This window comes from Nostoc sp. CENA543 (assembly GCF_002896875.1).
GTDB lineage: Bacteria > Cyanobacteriota > Cyanobacteriia > Cyanobacteriales > Nostocaceae > Trichormus.
Genome location: NZ_CP023278.1, coordinates 6,728,917 through 6,747,199, shown reverse-complemented (window position 1 = coordinate 6,747,199; position 18,283 = coordinate 6,728,917). Strand labels below are relative to the sequence as shown.

Below are 18,283 nucleotides of genomic sequence, written 5' to 3'. Positions count from 1 at the left end.
CACCTATCTGAATATAGGTCGTGCTAGCTGCTCATTTTTGTTTTTACTTACAAAAATCAACGCTCAGTGATTGGCTTTGTGCAAATAGGCACTGCAAATCTACTGAAGCAAGGTTAAGAGAATACTAGGAATTGGTAAAGTCGAGAATTTTCTCCCGATCATCCCATTGCCACTTGTGTCTTGATTTGGTGATTTTCCCTAAAAATACTGCACCCTAGCATCGAAACCATTAGAACGTAACATTTTAGACCTTAATTCAGCCAAAGAGCGATCGCTAAATGTGCCAGCGTTAACATAACGTCCTAAGTTAGATTGTTGTGCAAAGGCATCGGGGATAAAGCGACGCACTCGATTGAGGATGTTCTGGTTACTCATGGGTACAATCACCACATAGCGATTATTACTGGGGCGATTAGGAGGCTGGTTAGAAACATTACTTGTTGGTACTACATAATTACCTACATTTAGTGCCTGCCAAGTTTGCCAATCAACTCTGCCTGTAGGGTTAATTTGATATGCCTGCTGAAAACTGGCTACAGACGCTCTAGTGTATTCATCAAAGTAACCGTCTATACTGCCGTTAAAATAGCCCAACTCAGATAAACGCCGTTGTACTATTCTGACATTTTCACCGCGATCGCCGACAAACAACACATCCCGAAGCGGCTGGTTAGCGTATCTGGCATTCCAAGCTTGACGTACTGCCTGTAAAATTTGCATATCAGCAATACCATCAGCATTCAGTCGATAATCTCGCTGAAACTGTAAGATTGCTTCTCTCGTCATCGCGCCTACGTTCCCATTAGGATTAGTTTTGAAATACCCTAAATCCCGCAAACGCTGCTGTAAATCTCTGATTTGCTGCGTTGAAAGTTTTGATGTACCTGGATTTTGACTAGAAGCCAACAGTGCATTCCAAGTTTGCTGATTTACTACCCCAGTCGCCGCCAGTCCAGCGCGACGTTGAAAAGCGATTACTGCATTTTTTGTAATACCTTGAAAATTCCCTGTAGGATTAGCATCGAAATAGCCTAACTGTCGCAAACGCTGTTGCAGCCTAATTACATCTTGTCCGCTACTACCTTCAGACAAAACTGGGTATCTCCCGCCTATATTACCCGCATTCCTAATAGCTAAAGCAGTTCTCGTACCAACCACACCATCAGCTACCATACCCACAGAACGCTGAAACAGAATCACAGCTTGCTGCGTTTCTGTGCCGAAATAACCAGTATTGGGAGCGTTAAAGTAGCCCAACCGTTTTAAATTTCTTTGTAGTTGAACAACAGCTGCACCTCGACTCCCAAATCGCAACTCTCCACTACTATTTCCACCCTGACAAGCTCTTTGTAATGCCGTTTGCGTACCACCACCGACTATCCCATCCGGCCTTAATCTATTAGCACGCTGAAAACCAATCACTGCCCTTTGAGTCAAAGTAGCAAATTTTCCTGTCGCTGGAGCATTTAAAAAGCCTAATTGTTTTAAACACCGTTGAATCCTAACAACGTTCGCCCCACTACTACCTACTTTTTCCAAAGCCAAAGCCTGTCCAGCTAAACTCAAAACCGCTAAACTTAACGTTACCGATAACAGCCGCATCGCCGCTAAACTAGGTAACTTTTTCCACGGTAAAAATTCCCAATTAATTTGAATAGGATTAAACTCAATACCTTCAGATTCTTCGTATACCGCACTAAGATAAGAATAACCAATGGTATCCATAATGTTATTGTTATTTTTTAGTTGAATAAAAGCTGCACAATCCAGACTCGATGAAATACAAAACTGAACTCAATGAATTGCCGATTTAAAAAGCGTTTTAAACTCAGTATAAATAAGTAATTAATATATCACCTTTTATTCACTCAGTCAAAATACTGATATCACAACAACACCACGCGCCCCTTTGTGTGGAAAAAACACTCTCTGCTAACCAAACTCCCGTAATTGTGGAAAATAATAAATTAAGTCGAGTATCGCAAGACTCACTTAACTGCATAATTTTCTCTAGGAAAATATGACCCATCCTTTTCTCCAACGCCTGCATAGTCCCGATAGACCAGTCATCGTCTTTGACGGTGCAATGGGGACTAACCTGCAAACTCAAAACCTCACCGCCGAAGACTTTGGCGGCGCACAATACGAGGGGTGTAATGAATACTTAGTTCACACCAAACCGGAAGCTGTCGCCAAAGTTCACCGTGATTTCCTAGCGGTGGGTGCAGATGTCATCGAAACTGATACCTTCGGCGGTACATCAATTGTATTGGCTGAATATGACCTAGCAGACCAAACATACTATCTCAACAAAACCGCCGCCGAACTAGCAAAAAGCGTGGCGGCGGAATTTTCTACACCAGAAAAACCCAGGTTTGTTGCGGGTTCTATTGGCCCCACCACCAAACTACCCACCTTGGGACACATTGATTTTGACACCTTAAAAACGGCGTTTGCCGAACAAGCCGCAGCCTTATTTGATGGCGGCGTTGATTTATTCATTGTTGAGACTTGCCAAGATGTACTGCAAATTAAAGCCGCATTGAACGGTATTGAAGAAGTCTTTGCCAAAAAAGGACAACGCATACCCCTAATGGTTTCCGTCACAATGGAAAGCATGGGGACAATGCTAGTCGGTTCTGAAATCAGCGCAGTCTTGACGATTTTAGAACCCTACCCAATAGATATTCTCGGTCTCAACTGTGCCACTGGGCCGGACTTAATGAAACCGCATATCAAATATCTATCCGAACATTCGCCATTTGTGGTTTCTTGTGTTCCTAACGCCGGTTTACCAGAAAACATCGGTGGTAAAGCACACTATCGCTTAACACCGATGGAATTACGCATGGCGTTGATGCACTTTGTTGAAGATTTGGGTGTCCAAGTGATAGGGGGTTGCTGTGGGACACGTCCAGAACACATTCAACAATTAGCTGAAATTGCCCAAGAACTGAAACCAAAAGTCAGACAGCCAAGTCTCGAACCTGCGGCGGCATCAATTTATTCTACTCAGCCCTACGAACAAGATAATTCTTTCTTAATTGTGGGTGAACGTCTCAACGCCAGTGGTTCTAAAAAATGCCGTGATTTACTCAATGCGGAAGACTGGGACGGACTAGTTTCAATGGCTAGGGCGCAGGTAAAAGAAGGCGCACACATCTTAGATGTCAACGTTGATTATGTGGGACGCGACGGTGTGCGAGATATGCACGAGTTGGTTTCACGTATTGTTAATAATGTCACATTGCCCTTAATGCTGGACTCCACCGAATGGGAAAAAATGGAGGCAGGTTTAAAGGTAGCTGGGGGTAAATGTCTGTTGAACTCTACCAACTATGAAGATGGTGAACCGCGCTTTTTGAAGGTGCTGGAATTAGCGAAGAAATACGGTGCGGGTGTAGTCATCGGTACAATTGACGAAGATGGCATGGCGCGGACAGCAGATAAAAAATTCCAGATTGCCCAACGTGCTTACCGTCAAGCTGTAGAATATGGGATTGCTGCCCATGAGATATTTTTTGATACTTTAGCTTTACCTATTTCTACGGGAATTGAAGAAGACCGCGAAAACGGCAAGGCAACCATTGAAGCAATTCGCCGCATTCGCCAAGAATTACCAGGATGTCATGTAATTTTAGGGGTGTCGAATATATCTTTCGGTTTAAGTCCAGCCGCGCGGATTGTGTTGAACTCGATGTTCTTACATGAAGCAATGGCAGCTGGTATGGATGCAGCCATTGTCAGTGCTAGCAAGATTTTACCACTGTCTAAGATAGAAGCCCACCATCAAGAAGTTTGTCGCAAGTTAATCTATGATGAGCGGAAATTTGAAGGTGATGTTTGCGTTTATGACCCCTTGGCAGAATTAACGAAATTATTTGAGGGTGTCAAAGCCAAACGTAATACAGGCGTTGATGAAAACCTACCCCTAGAAGAACGCCTTAAACGTCATATCATTGACGGTGAACGCATTGGCTTAGAAGCACAGTTGAATAAAGCCTTAGAACAATATCCACCCCTAGAAATTATTAACACCTTCCTCCTAGATGGGATGAAAGTTGTGGGTGAGTTGTTCGGTTCAGGACAAATGCAATTACCCTTCGTGTTACAGTCTGCGGAAACCATGAAAACTGCGGTAGCCTATCTTGAACCCTTCATGGAAAAATCCGAGGCGGGAAATAATGCTAAAGGAACGGTAATTATCGCCACAGTAAAAGGTGATGTTCACGACATTGGTAAAAACCTAGTAGATATCATCTTGTCTAACAATGGTTACAAGGTGATTAACCTGGGAATTAAACAGCCAGTGGAAAACATCATTGAGGCTTACAATCAACATAAAGCTGACTGCATAGCCATGAGTGGGTTGCTAGTGAAATCAACCGCCTTCATGAAGGAAAACTTGGAGGTATTTAACGAAAAGGGAATTACCGTCCCCGTAATTTTAGGTGGTGCGGCCTTAACTCCCAAATTCGTCAATCAAGATTGCCAAAATACCTATAAAGGCAAGGTAGTTTACGGTAAAGATGCTTTCTCTGACTTGCATTTCATGGATAAATTAATGCCAGCCAAAGCATCTAATAACTGGGACGACTTACAAGGATTCCTAGATGAAGTAGATACTGAAGAACCAAAAATTTCTTCGGAAACGCCAGCAACTCAAAAAACTCCACTCAGCACTCACCACTTATCACTCAGCACTGAGGTAGATACCCGCCGTTCCGAAGCCGTAGCGGTAGATATTGAACGTCCTACGCCGCCATTCTGGGGAACGAAACTATTACAACCTAGTGATATTCCCATTGAGGAAGTATTCTGGCATTTAGATTTACAAGCCTTGATTGCTGGACAGTGGCAATTCCGCAAACCCAAGGAACAATCTAAGGAAGAATATCAAGCTTTCTTAGATGAGAAAGTCTACCCCATTTTGGAAACCTGGAAGCAGCGCATTATCGCGGAAAATCTCTTACATCCTCAAGTAATTTACGGGTATTTTCCTTGTCAGTCTGAAGGAAATACTTTGTATATCTACGAAAACAATCATACACCATTAAAGGAAGTAGCTAAGTTTGAGTTTCCCCGCCAGAAATCATTAAGAAGACTCTGTATTGCAGATTTCTTTGCACCCAAGGAATCAGGAATTATTGATGTTTTCCCCATGCAAGCGGTAACTGTGGGCGAAATTGCCACGGAGTACGCACAAAAATTATTTGCAGATAATCAATACACAGATTATTTGTATTTCCACGGTTTAGCGGTGCAAGTTGCAGAGGCTTTGGCAGAATGGACACACGCTAGAATTCGCCATGAATTAGGATTTGCGGCTGAAGAACCCGACAATATTCGCGATGTGTTAGCACAGCGTTATCGTGGTTCACGGTATAGTTTTGGTTATCCGGCTTGTCCGAATATTCAAGACCAATACAAGCAACTGGAGTTGTTACAGACTGACAGAATTAATTTATATATGGATGAAAGTGAGCAACTTTATCCAGAACAGTCTACAACAGCGATTATTACTTATCACCCAGTGGCAAAATATTTCAGTGCCTAATTGAGATGATAGTCACAGTTAATTAAGTATCGAAACTGGGAAAGCTATAAATAGCTTTCCCTTTTTATTTACAAATAGAGATACAGAGATTAGAATCTGCATTCAAGAATATCTATAAGAATCCGCTTTGATTACTGAAATCATTTGCGTAGTGAAGAAGGAATAAAAGTCATTAAGTTAAAGTCAAAAGCTAGTGTTTTGCTATCTTTTGACTTTTAGCTATTAGCTGGATTCTATTAACCACGATTTCTTTCTAATAACAGCATCATAACTAAACTTAAGAGAATTTGCTGTTCTTCGCGATCGCTCATTTGATCAATGGTCTTAATGATAAACTTCCGAGAAAGGAACGTCGGGATTTTTTCTAAGCGCATCACCTGTGTCCCATCAGCCCGACTGACTATATATACAGGGTTGAATACGTAACCTGTAAATAAACCTAAAATCGGAATTTCTGCAAACAGTGCATCCGCTACCTTCACCCAAGGGTTTTGTTCTTGGATATTTAAATTACTCTCCTCGCCCTCAAAAATGTCATAACGGGCTTTCCATATGGATTTTAAACCACGGCGTTTGACTGCACCCACATAAGTACCATTGCTATCGGTGAAATCATAACGGGCAGAGAAATCAATAATGCGATCGGCCTTGATATAGTACAAAGGGCGTGTCTGCTCCGCATCCGCAAAAATCGTAATAGCTTCCTTGAGTTTAAAGAGTTTCTGTTTTACATAGAAAGCCAAATTCCCTTGGGAATCAACAACAGATATTTGTGGTGCAAAAGCCCAAAGCTTAAACGTAAGTTCCAGTGGATACTGCATAGCGTCAGTGACAACAAAAAATTAATAGCTCCATTATTAAACCCATTTATGGTGACTGTATAACAAACTACTAATTAATTAATGTAAATAAAGCTTAACTCTCAGTAGTGGGATAGTTATGGCATTTTGGGATTATGGAATTCTTGACTTGGGGCTTCATACCAATTCACTAAAGTTTTGATACAGATCCAAACCCAGGAACCCTTGTCAAGTCACGATTCCTCAATTGCGTTAGCGTAGCGGGACGTACCCCTCCGGGGAAGCAAGCTACGCGCAGCGCCTCGGAGAGAAGTCCATTGCGAATTGGTATTAGCTTTACTTTCACCAAGCTTAAGTGCTAATTAGTCCACATCTGGAGATTTTCCTAAGAACAGTGGTGGTGAGTTGCATAAACTTACAAAGCTCAACCTATTGATGAAGTGAAGGGGTTGAAACCCAAAACGCACATCAACACTGAAACTTGAGGTAAACATCATGAAATTACGTCACTTAACTGGTTCTTTACTCACCGCCACAGCACTGTTAACTAGCACACTTCCCGCTTTTGCAGGGCCATTTAATATTCAACCATCCGGTGTTTTCAAGCCAGGTAATGTTCCCAGTGCAGTTGGGAATGTTCAACCTAACACACCTGCACCTAGTAGTAATCCCGTAGGTAATAGTGAAATTCAAGGTTTAGGCGACCATCAGTCTTGGGTTGACCCCAACACCTTAGCAAAAGACCCTCGTGCTTTGTGTAGCGATGTCGGTTTAGGTAGCAACACCAGCAGCAGTACCACCAAAATAGCCTTAGCTACCTCTACTAGCACTCGTTCTAGTTCTGCTCGCAGTCATAATGATGGCGGTGGCGGTGGTGTTAGCATCTTTGGTGTAGGTGTTAACGGTAGTGGTAGTAGCCAAGGTAGCCAAAATAATAACGAATCAAAAGACACTCGCAGCAACAGCACAGAAGAGCGTAGCAGCAGCTCCTCCACAGTAGTTCAAGGCAAAAATTGCGATGCGTTCGTCAATTCCGCCGCCGCTAGAGATATGAACTATCAAGATAATTTGACTCGCCGCTATGAAATTAAAGTTGGTCGTCGTGGACAACAAGTAAACCAACTACTTGAAGATAAATAATTGAAATGTAATTTATAGTTTCTGATTCTGAATTTTGAATTGTTCAAACGCCGGGGTAATCACCCTGGCAATTGCTTTAAGTAGAGCGACTTGAAAAGTCCCATCTAAGTTAATTAATGCAAAAATAGTAGGATTGAGTTCGTAGTAAGGACTTTAGTCCTTTTCTAATAACTAAATTCATCACTACAAACCTTTAATTATTTACCCTGTAGTCCTTATTTAAGTAAGGAAAAACTATGAATACCAGATTAGGGTGGAGAATGATTCTTCTCTCCACAACTTTATTTTTGAGTGTTGCACCTTTAGCTAGTGCTGAAACGCCTTCTCGCTCAATCCGCAATTCACAAATCTTACCCTATTTATTAGATCATCCCCAGGATAATTCTGTAGTCAGAGTGCGTTGTGTTCCCAAGTTGAGACAACACTCAGATAGCCAACGCCGCGTCATTAGAGACAGTCTCTTAAACTCTCCTTTAGAACACAATGATACTGTCACCATAGAAATAGAAGGTAACTGTCGTAATGTCAGAGTTCGTGTGCAGGATGACTCAAACTATTCTGATTATCCAGTTTACGATCCTTATTTGGATGATCATCACCCTAACGTTGAAGACCGTTGGTTAACTCGTCAAGGTTCAGGATGGCATTGGCTATTCCGAAATCAACGATAAGGAACTACTAGAAAATAAATTATTCAATACTCAACAACCAGCACTTTCCAACTAGAGTAGGGCTTACTTTCCCATAGAAGGGAATTTAAAATTGTTTGTCTTGGCTTCAGTAACTGAGAAACAAAGTAATCTACTTGCCAAAAACACCAATACCATAACGACAAGGTGCATTTGAACATTTAGGCATTACAACCCTAATTTTAAACCGGGCGTTCCAACGAGGGCTGACTGTAACCACAGGATTGTCGTCCGTTTCAGTATCGGAAGCGATGAGATTACCATTGTCATCATAAAGTTTTAAGTCAATATCATTACAATCTTCATCACAAACGCCTACGATCGCATAACTAACTCCCTTTCTCAAATTCACAGTGATATCATCTTCTCCATTACCACCAAGATCCCCAACAAAGGGATCATGTGTGAGACGTAGTCCTCCCTGACCAGCAGCTTTTGCGGCTCGGACTAGTTGAACACCAATTTGTCTGGTATATCTGTCTGACTGCGCGATTTGAACCCCAGTATTGGAAGTAGGAATTTCAGCGCGAGCAAAATCTGTTGTGGAAAAGATGCTACTACCTACAAAAACAACACTCAGAATCAGTTTTGAAGGAACTACTAGACTATTCAAGACATTCTTCATAACTAACAGACTCCTTGAGAGTTAGAAGTGAAACCCTAGAATCTCGGCATCAATTCCAGTGATAAATATTCTTTAACGGTAGCCTTGAATACATCCATAACTAGATAGAACGATTACCTAAATTAAGATGAATTTATATTGAAGAAACCCTTGTGGAGACGTAGCAATACTACGTCTCTACATTTTTTATTTTGAATTTATCCAAAGACTGCATAAATCTCAAATAACCAACCTATTGATTCAGTGAGGGGGTTAAACACCCAAAAACACTGAAATCAAAGGAAAATCCAGCCATGAAATCCCAAACTTTGTTAAGTATCGCTTGTTCTTTATCCCTGTTAGGTTCTTTAACTCTACCAGCGACAGCTCAACCAGTTCCCACCGCAGCATCTCAACCCCCAGTAGTCAACTCAGAAACTAGTATTCCCCAAGATACAGCACTCGTCGTTTCATTCCCCGCACCCGTAACAGTCGATGTTGGACAAAAAAAGGATTATCCCCTGACTGTTCCTTTAGCTAGTGCTATTAAAGATACTCAAGGCAATATCGTCGCACCAGAAAACACTCCTGTCACCATAGTTCTCAAACCCAGTGATGGCGGTGCAAAAATTATCGCTCAATCTATAGTTATTAACGGACGCATTGTTGCTATTCAAGCATCCAGTCAAGTTATTCCAGGTACAACCATTACCCACAAGCGCGCCAATGACAAAGCTGTAGAAAATGGTTCGATTTGGGGACGGATTGGTGGTAGCATCATGGGATTTAGCAGCAATGGTGATCCTGACCAGTTTGACAGAGGTGCAATGTTAGGTAGTGCATACGGTTTGATTTCCGGTTTACGTTCTCCAGAAAATACCCGTGTGGTGCAGATTCCCCAAAGCAGTGTTTATGTCTTATCTTTGGAAGCTCCCATCAATTTATCTGTTCGCTAGGTGACAGTGCTGAGTGCTGTTAGCGGTAGCGCGGCGTTTAGCCGGTGGTGAGTGCTAAGTGCTGAGTAAGAATTTTAGTATTTAGTCAAAAGTCAAGAGTCCTTTTTTCATGTTTGGTTGTGAGATTTTCTCGTGATTAGCTGATATGAAAAGGCAAAAGGTAAAAGGTAAAAGGAAGTTGGAATTGTGAGTAAATTAATCTCTCGTCTCTATTACCTCATTGCCAATAGGATGCAGAATTGTGAGATGAAAGTTATGTCTATTTTCTAGTTGCAGATATCTTTCTTGTAATGGTTGCCATTCTTGCCACCACTGGTAACGGTTAGAGGCTAACAAGCTGGTAAGTGCTGGTAATTTGGTGTTAACTTCTGATTTAAATATATCTGTCAACCATTCACCCATCACTACGCTATCTTGAATATTGCCCAATATGTCTTGAATATTTTTGACATCTGCAATATACGCCGCGTAGGACTCTCCATATAATTCAGTAAATAATTCCATCTGGTAGCGCAGACGTTTAGCTTGTTTCCGTAAATCGTGTATGGTTTCACCTTGATTGGTTAAGTATTTTTCTACAGTTTTAATAGACCATTCACTATGAATCTTGAGTTCATTATCTAAAATTTCAGCACCTGCTAAGAAACCTGGATGCAGTAAAAATTGGCTCAATTCAGGTAATAGTAAATCTGGTAATACTTGCTGAATTGGTAAAGATGCTAATGGTTTATAGTCTGGTGCTTCTAACCAAGTTTGTAAGGTCTGTTTTAAAGACTGATAAGAATCATTTTTTAGTGTTGCTATAGTTTTATTTACTGCTTCTTCACGCTGTTTATTTAAAGCATGAAAAGCTGTTTGTAGCGATTTCTGCTCTTTAGCAGGCAGGTTTGGTTGATAGAAAGTTTCTAAATTTTGTTTTAAAACATCTAAGTCGCGGAGATTACCAAGACGACGCGCAATTTTACCGATGTTTTTACTATTAGCTGGCTGGGGTAGATTTAATACTATCTCAAACCGACTGACTGCTGTACGTAAACGTCGCATACCTACACGCATTTGATGTAGTGCTTCTGGATCTTCATCTTTCTTAACAGGTTTTTCCCACTTCAAGATTTTATTAAAGTGTTTTTGAATAGCCTGATAAGCATAGTTTCCTAGTGTTTTGAGTGTTGATTCTGTAGCTATTTTCATGGTTTATAGCAATTATTTAAGCAGGTTATTGCATAATAGCATTAGTTAAAAATTTATATCTCTTGGCTTGAGATTTGTACCTTTAGAGGAGTAATATTTGTTTACTGAATATACTTGTTTAGGTATTAAAAAGTAAACAGGGAATAGGAAAAGATTTTAGAGATATTCAGGATTTGCTGAGAAATTAAATCTTAATTATATATTTTGATTTACATTCAAGAAATTTCAGATTTAATTATAATTTGAAAATAGGTTGCATTTACTTATCAAAGTAATTGAAAATTATCTCGCATAATTGCCATTTCATTATGACGCAGATGTCCAAAATCAGGAATAGAGAAAGCAATTTGTATCGGTATTTAACGTTTATCAATATTTGCAAACTATCATCAACAGCTTGCTTGATATTTTTGCGGTCAACTTTTCAGTATTTCGTCCTGAATTAATGTTTCTAATGCTGTTTGTATATCTTGCGTTAGTGCGTTAACAGCACGTTTAGCTGCTGGCCGATCGCCTTGTACTTTTTCCCAGCGTTGGGTGACAGAAATTGGTTCACCTACCTTAATGATGGCTTTTCGGAAACCTAGACGCGATCGCCCTGGTAATGTAGATGAGCGAATTCGCGATAACATATCAAACATCAGTAAAGCTGTTTCCGCTAATCTATCAGCCGTGGGTTGTTCCTGAAGATAATTAGCTTGCACCGCCACAAAACTTTCTACCAACCGCATATGCTGCACTCGTAAGTCGGCTTCTTGCGCCACCCAGTCAGCAAGCCCTCTGTGCAGAGGTGGTAATGTATTGATATCTCCTAAGTCATCCCGATAAATCAAGTTCCAACTAGCTTCTTCTAAGCGGCGACAACGGTCGATAAAATTACCCTGTGGTTGCACACCAAAATACTGTTCTGCAACTTGTAACCCCTTATCTAGTAAGCGATGTAACCTATCTATTAATGCTTGATTGGAAGTAGCAGCAGTTTCTGAGGAATTGGTTTTGGGAATATCTTGACGATAAAAGCGGCGATAAAACTCTTCCATCTCCGTAATTAGATATTCACCCAAGCGACAAATTCGTTGATGATAGATTTCTGGCTGATTTTTATGATCACCAACAGATTGAACAGGTAAACCGCTATCAGCTTCTAGTTGACTGAGTAATTGATCTAATTTCGACCAAGGTGGCTGAATATATTGATATTGAATGGAAACCGGCACAATAATCACGGTTTCATTCCGGTTAGCCTTGTGCAGATCCTCCACACACCAAAACCCCATTTGCGCCGTCCCAGGTTCTAGGGGACTCACAATACCACTATGACCATTATTACCACCTTCAGGAGCAACGGCGATGGGTAATTGAGCATTCGCAAATAAATTCCGCGCCATTTGAATCGCCTGCTTATCTAACCGCCTTCCGCGACGCACCGGCACACCCCCTAGGCGAGAAAACAACCACCCCAACCAATCACCAGCCCAGATAGTCATTCCTCGGTCATAGATAAAATGACTATGGAGAGGATATTGTAACTTGATACCTTGCTCACGGGCGACCTGCGGCACAATCCGAGACAACATATACAGAACACACAGGGGATCTTCTACCTCTGGGTGACGAAAAGCCATCAACAGCCGAATTTTACCAGCCTGAAATTGTCCATAGAGTTCTGCCAAGATTTCAGCATTTTTCGCTTCTACCTGTACAATTCCCGCAGGTAGCCAAGGACGAGTCCGAAATCTCAGGATAAACGGTAGCACCGCATGAAAAATTCGCACCACCAACGGATTGAAACTGTAGGGGATGAATTTGAGTGCAGGTTGGGTAGAGGTGATGAATTTAGGCAAAGGGTTCTCCGAGGGTTGGGGACTAGGAATTTTAGATTTTAGATTTTGGATTTTAGATTGAATTCAATCCAAATTCGTCAATCCCAAATCCAAAATTTAAAGGCTGGGGACAAGGTAGACAAGGTAGGAGATGAGAAAAACTGTTCCCTGTTCCCTGTTCCCTGTTATCTAATGACTAATGACTATTACTCCATCATGTAATTCGTAATGTTGCTGTGGATTGTCTGGATACCAAGCCATGAATTCATCGAATTTCATTAGCTGGTGTAAAGCTTGAGTCATAGTTTCATTCCCAAGACAAGATGAAAATAGGATAGGCGATCGCTGTTACCTTAATTATCAGATTAATATCTCAGGCAAACTATACCATCAGATGAATACATCACAAGACGCACGCAAATACGCCCCAGCTACACAGCGCAATCGTCAACCCATCTTAGAAATATTGCAGCAAGTATTACCTCCTAACGGCACAATTTTGGAAATAGCCAGTGGTACTGGTGAACACGCTATCTTTTTTGCTCCCCGTCTTAGTCCGCGTCGTTGGCTACCTTCTGACCCTAACCCCGAATTACGCGCTAGTATTGCAGCTTGGTCAGAACATTTCCCTAGTGATCATCTCTATCCCCCCATAGAACTGGATGCAATCCAACCAACTTGGCCTGTAGAAACAGACCAAAACCGTAACGACTCACCCATAGTTGCCATTGTGAACATTAATATGATTCACATTTCCCCTCGGTCAGCCTGTTTGGGACTTATGGCGGGTGCTGGGCGCATTTTACCACCAGGCGGTATTCTCTATTTATATGGGCCATTTAAACAGGGTGGAGAACATACCGCACCCAGTAACGCAGCCTTTGATGAATCTTTACGCGCCCAAAACCCCGAATGGGGTGTACGCAATTTAGAGGATGTGGTAGCAGTCGCTAAACAAGAAAATCTTCACCTAAAAGGTACTTACCAAATGCCAGCCAATAATCTTTCCGTGGTCTTCCAGCGTTCAGTTTAACAACTGAGACGGAAGCTTTTATCCTATTCCCCTGCTTGCCCACACGCAAAAACTTGAAGGCGTTCTAGTAAAATGGAGGTTAGCGGACTCGAACCGCTGACATCCTGCTTGCAAAGCAGGCGCTCTACCAACTGAGCTAAACCCCCGTAAAATAAAAAAGCGTGTAATTTTATTCCACTTACATAAATATACCTGAAAGTTGTAATTTTGCCAAAGGGATGAACGAAAAAAATATTCAAATTGTTGCCACCTTTTATAAATTCGTGAGTTTGCCGGATTTTCAGGAGATGCAAGCTCCCTTATTGTCTTACTGCTTGACACAAGATATTAAGGGAACAATTTTGTTAGCCCAGGAAGGAATTAACGGCACGATCGCAGGTTCGCGTCCAGCCATAGACGCGGTTCTAAGTCATCTGCGTGGGGATGCGCGATTTGCTGATTTAGAACACAAAGAATCAACGGCACAACAACCACCCTTTGAGCGGATGAAAGTACGCTTGAAAAAAGAAATCGTTACCTTGGGTTTGCCGGAAGTTGACCCGAATCAACAAGTGGGTATTTACGTGACACCCCAGGAATGGAATGATTTAATCTCTGATCCAGAAGTCACCGTCATCGATACCCGCAACGATTACGAAGTGCATATCGGAACTTTCAAAGGGGCGCAAAATCCTCAAACTAATTCCTTCCGTGAGTTTCCTGAATATGTCAGTCAAAACCTTGACCCCAATCAACACAAGAAAGTAGCAATGTTTTGTACTGGGGGCATTCGTTGTGAAAAAGCTTCTGCTTTCATGCTGGCTAAAGGTTTTACGGAAGTTTATCATCTCAAAGGCGGTATTCTCAAATATTTAGCAGAAATCCCCCCAGAAAATAGTCTATGGGAAGGGGAATGCTTTGTTTTTGATGAGCGCATTGCTGTAGGTCATGGTTTAGCAACAGGCAACCATGAATTGTGCTTTTGTTGTGGACATCCTCTATCAGAAGAAGATAAAGCCTCACCTAAATATGAATTAGGGATGTCTTGTCCCCACTGTTTTGATCATCTCACCCCGGAAAAAAGAATGCGTCAGCAAGAAAAATGGCGGCAATATCAGCTACAGCATGAAAAGTAGGGTGAAGGGAGAGCAAGTGAGAAAAATCACCTGCAATGGTTGAAATTTTAACTAAGAAAGCCAGAAAAAGCGGTTTTAGACCTTATTATTTGGATCAAAATAGTTAGGGTTGTAAGTAAAATCATGTTAACTGATATCTATGATGTTGTTATAGTCGGGGCTGGGCCAATTGGATTAGCAACTGCTATTGGTTTACGCCAGCGAGGAATTAACAATATTTTGGTGTTAGATCAAACCCACGCATTTCGCCGAGTTGGTCAAATTTTGGATCTGCTTCCCAACGGCTTAAAATCTCTAAAATATTTAGCAGATCATGCTTATGAAGCTGTTAAAAATACAGCCCTTGGTGGGTCAAATTCCCAATCATCAAATCAACAGGAAAATTCTGCTAAACCTACTCTGAAATGGGTTTACCGAAATTTGCAAGGAGAAGAGATACGCTCAGTTCCCCTGAGTTTTGATCATTGGTTGCAAGAATATGGCGAGGGGCGAGTTACACTAGCATGGTATGATTTACAAACAACTCTCAGACAACAATTACCATCAGAAATAGTCAGAGCTAATCACCGTTGTGTTAATGTCATCGATGAACCAGAAAATCATTGTGTGCGGCTAGATTGTATTTCTGATATGACATCAGAAAACAATCCCTATGCACATTGGCAAGAGAATAAAACCGACGAAATAGATAATAATTATCAACAATCAGTTACTAATACATCATTTCGAGCCAGACTAGTCGTAGCAGCAGACGGAATTAATTCTACAATTCGTCAGGTGCTTTACAAAGATAGTCTTTACGAAAATTATGCCAAGCCAGAATATTCTGGATTTGCTGCTATATTGTGTCGAGAAACTGTTGATATTAATCAGGAGTTAGCCGCAGAAATTGAAGCGAAATTTTTGCATAATTCACCGATTGCGACTATTTGTCATGATGAAGTTTCTAGAAAAACTGCTACCGCAATGGAAGACACAAGAATGATGTTATTCCGTAGTCGCACTACTAATCAATTTGGTTATCTCATTCATGTCGCTTCACCTCTAGCAGCTTTACAAAATCAGTCTGGTAGTTCTTTAATTAACTTAGCTCTACAAGCCTTTGAGCAAGCTAAATTTCCCGATATTCTCCAGCAATTAGTCCGTTTGTCGCCTCCAGAAAACATGGCACAACGTCCTTATTACATTCATCGGGCAATTATTGCTGATTCTGAAAATCTACCCATTCAACCCACTTGGAATTTCGGCCGGGTTGTTTTAGTTGGTGATGCGGCACATGGAATGCCCCCGTTTATGGCTCAAGGTGCGAATCAGGGTTTAGAAGATGCTTTAGCGGTGGTATTATTAATTGCTCAAATTGCCCTAGATAATAACTGGAATAATACACAAGCCATAGCAGCAGCCTTCCAAAAATATGAACAATTACGTCGTCCGTGGATGGCTTATGTTCAGGAAGCAACTTTAAATCGACATCCCTATTCTTCCGAAAATAATTGGCAGCAATATAGTCAAACAATTTATGGACGTAATATTGACCAAGTAATACAAGCATTAGCTTAATTGGTGGTTCATAATCTTAGGTTAAGTATCTAAACTTAGGTGATATTAAGCCTAGAAATTTATCTATTAGATGCTAATTTATCGGCTATGCGGGTAGTTTCTGGTAGCCGATACTTTGGTGTACAACGTAATACATAATCAATTGCCGTCGGTAAACTGATTTTATGTCCACTAGAAACATACACAGGTTTAACCCCCGCACGAGTTCGTAAAACCGCACCAACGGTTTCACCTTTATGAATTAATGGTTGATAACTACCTTTAGTGTCTGGTAGTTCATCATGCTTACCGATTAATAATGATTTAGCCACACCAATTGTGGACATATTGATGATGACTCCTAAGTGACTAGCTATACCTAATCTCCGAGGATGAGCAATTCCTTGTCCATCACACAAAATAATATCTGGTGTGGTGTTAATTTTTTCTAAAGCATCGAGTATGGCGGGAATTTCACGAAATGACAAGAAACCAGGTATGTAAGGAAAAGATGTAGGACGGTAAGCTAATTGGGTTTCAACGACTTGCAACTCAGGAAAACTCAGCACTGCTACAGCTGCGCGGCTAATAGTACCTTCCGCTTCAAAGCCCATATCAACCCCAGCAACATATTTGACAGTTGTTGGTATTTGATCCTGTGTAATTACTTGATTGCGTAATTCTTCTTGAATAGTGATGGCTGCTTCTAAGGTTTGCGGCCAAGTATGGGGTTGATAAATTTTCATATTTTTGTCAATTCACCAAACTCATCCTTCATTACACGAACGTAATTGGTTACGTTAGTTAACTTTTTTTGCCACTACTTCCCGCACACGATATATTGGTCTGCCTTGAGATTCGTGGTAAGTCCGCATGACTAACTCTGCCAACAGTCCAAAGCTAAATAGTTGTACCCCTGTCACTAGCAGTAGTACCGCCAAAATCAACAAGGGACGATTACCAATAATTTCACCAAACGCTAATTTGATAATAGTTAAGTAAATCCCTAACCCTGTTCCTAAAATCATCGAAACTAGTCCCAACAAGCCAAAAACGTGCATGGGACGGGTGAGGAACTTTTTCATAAACAAAATGGTGAGCAAATCCATTAATACGCGAAAAGTCCGCGATATGCCATATTTGCTTTGACCAAAACGTCGGGCGTGGTGGCGCACAGGCAGTTCTGTAATTCTCGCGCCTTCGATGTAAGCTAGTGCGGGTAAAAAGCGGTGGAGTTCACCGTAGAGATTCATATCTGCCACTAGTTCTGCACGATAGGCTTTGAGGGAACAGCCATAATCATGGATATAGACGCTAGTAGTGCGACGAATTAGCCAGTTGGCAATTTTAGAAGGCAACAGCCGATTTAATGCCCCATCTTGGCGATTTTGCCGCCAACCACTGACTAAATCATAACCTTCCTCTAACTTGGCTAATAACATGGGAATATCGGCTGGGTCATTTTGCAAATCAGCATCTAAAGTAATGATCGCTTTACCGATAGCATATTTAAATCCCGCCGCCATCGCCGCCGTTTGTCCATAATTTCGCCGCAGAATCACCGCCTTTAAATCTGGACGGATTTGCGCCTGTTCCTTGAGAAATTCTGCCGAACCATCACTAGAACCATCATCGACACAGATGATTTCATAGCTTAACTGACTAGCGGTAAGAGTAGATGCGATCGCCTCTAATAACAAAGGCAAACTCTCCACTTCATCCCGCACCGGCACTACTACCGATACATCGGGGACAATGGCGGAAATTAAACCATCATCCTCACTTAATCTATCTGGTATCAACCCACTCCTCATAAGCAATTAGTTATTAGTCATT

14 protein-coding genes and 1 tRNA gene are annotated in these 18,283 nt (G+C 41.4%); 7 read left to right on the top strand and 8 right to left on the bottom strand.

Annotated elements, in window-relative coordinates; genetic code table 11:
• Positions 1-198: 198 nt before the first annotated feature.
• On the bottom strand, positions 199-1,725 hold the full coding sequence (locus tag CLI64_RS28335; protein WP_103140325.1) for a peptidoglycan-binding protein: 1,527 nt from the start codon (positions 1,723-1,725) through the stop codon (positions 199-201).
• Positions 1,726-2,020: 295 nt separating this feature from the next.
• Here CLI64_RS28335 and metH point away from each other — a divergent pair, with 295 nt between their 5' ends.
• A complete protein-coding gene (gene metH, locus CLI64_RS28330) occupies positions 2,021-5,557 on the top strand; it encodes a methionine synthase (RefSeq protein ID WP_103140324.1) in 3,537 nt (1,178 codons plus the stop codon).
• A gap of 236 nt (positions 5,558-5,793) precedes the next feature.
• On the opposite strand, the gene CLI64_RS28325 is transcribed toward metH, so the two are convergent.
• Positions 5,794-6,378 (bottom strand): hypothetical protein, encoded by a 585-nt coding sequence (locus CLI64_RS28325; protein WP_103140323.1) that lies wholly within the window; start codon positions 6,376-6,378, stop codon positions 5,794-5,796.
• Positions 6,379-6,852: 474 nt separating this feature from the next.
• On the opposite strand from CLI64_RS28325, the gene CLI64_RS28320 reads away from it, so the two are divergent.
• Positions 6,853-7,497 (top strand): hypothetical protein, encoded by a 645-nt coding sequence (locus tag CLI64_RS28320; RefSeq protein WP_103140322.1) that lies wholly within the window; start codon positions 6,853-6,855, stop codon positions 7,495-7,497.
• A gap of 236 nt (positions 7,498-7,733) precedes the next feature.
• Positions 7,734-8,168: a hypothetical protein gene (locus CLI64_RS28315; protein ID WP_103140321.1), complete on the top strand. Its 435-nt coding sequence runs from the start codon at positions 7,734-7,736 to the stop codon at positions 8,166-8,168.
• A gap of 130 nt (positions 8,169-8,298) precedes the next feature.
• Here CLI64_RS28315 and CLI64_RS28310 read toward each other — a convergent pair whose 3' ends face one another.
• Positions 8,299-8,811, bottom strand: a complete 513-nt coding sequence (locus CLI64_RS28310) for a hypothetical protein (protein WP_225977448.1) — start codon at positions 8,809-8,811, stop codon at positions 8,299-8,301.
• 293 nt (positions 8,812-9,104) lie between these two features.
• On the opposite strand from CLI64_RS28310, the gene CLI64_RS28305 reads away from it, so the two are divergent.
• Entirely contained in the window at positions 9,105-9,746 is a 642-nt protein-coding gene (locus tag CLI64_RS28305) for a hypothetical protein (protein WP_103140320.1), read from the top strand.
• Positions 9,747-9,941: 195 nt separating this feature from the next.
• Here CLI64_RS28305 and CLI64_RS28300 read toward each other — a convergent pair whose 3' ends face one another.
• Both CLI64_RS28300 and CLI64_RS28295 read right to left on the bottom strand, forming a co-directional pair.
• Positions 9,942-10,937, bottom strand: coding sequence for a CHAD domain-containing protein (locus tag CLI64_RS28300; RefSeq protein WP_103140319.1), 996 nt, complete (start codon positions 10,935-10,937; stop codon positions 9,942-9,944).
• Positions 10,938-11,353: 416 nt separating this feature from the next.
• Positions 11,354-12,781, bottom strand: a complete 1,428-nt coding sequence (locus tag CLI64_RS28295) for a 1-acyl-sn-glycerol-3-phosphate acyltransferase (protein WP_103140318.1) — start codon at positions 12,779-12,781, stop codon at positions 11,354-11,356.
• A gap of 373 nt (positions 12,782-13,154) precedes the next feature.
• Here CLI64_RS28295 and CLI64_RS28290 point away from each other — a divergent pair, with 373 nt between their 5' ends.
• A complete protein-coding gene (locus CLI64_RS28290; RefSeq protein ID WP_103140317.1) occupies positions 13,155-13,793 on the top strand; it encodes a class I SAM-dependent methyltransferase in 639 nt (212 codons plus the stop codon).
• A gap of 73 nt (positions 13,794-13,866) precedes the next feature.
• Here the strand turns inward: CLI64_RS28290 and CLI64_RS28285 are convergent.
• A tRNA-Ala gene (locus CLI64_RS28285) sits at positions 13,867-13,939 on the bottom strand.
• Between the two features lie 72 nt (positions 13,940-14,011).
• Here CLI64_RS28285 and CLI64_RS28280 point away from each other — a divergent pair.
• Together CLI64_RS28280 and CLI64_RS28275 are read left to right on the top strand one after the other, a co-directional pair.
• Positions 14,012-14,908: a rhodanese-related sulfurtransferase gene (locus CLI64_RS28280; RefSeq protein WP_103140316.1), complete on the top strand. Its 897-nt coding sequence runs from the start codon at positions 14,012-14,014 to the stop codon at positions 14,906-14,908.
• A 123-nt stretch (positions 14,909-15,031) separates the two neighbouring features.
• Positions 15,032-16,468, top strand: coding sequence for an NAD(P)/FAD-dependent oxidoreductase (locus CLI64_RS28275; protein ID WP_103140315.1), 1,437 nt, complete (start codon positions 15,032-15,034; stop codon positions 16,466-16,468).
• 59 nt (positions 16,469-16,527) lie between these two features.
• Here CLI64_RS28275 and nfi read toward each other — a convergent pair whose 3' ends face one another.
• Entirely contained in the window at positions 16,528-17,193 is a 666-nt protein-coding gene (gene nfi / locus CLI64_RS28270) for a deoxyribonuclease V (protein WP_103140314.1), read from the bottom strand.
• A gap of 54 nt (positions 17,194-17,247) precedes the next feature.
• Positions 17,248-18,261 carry a glycosyltransferase family 2 protein gene (locus CLI64_RS28265; RefSeq protein ID WP_103140313.1) on the bottom strand — a complete coding sequence of 338 codons (1,014 nt, stop codon included), beginning with the start codon at positions 18,259-18,261 and terminating at the stop codon, positions 17,248-17,250.
• Between the last annotated feature and the right edge of the window lie 22 nt (positions 18,262-18,283).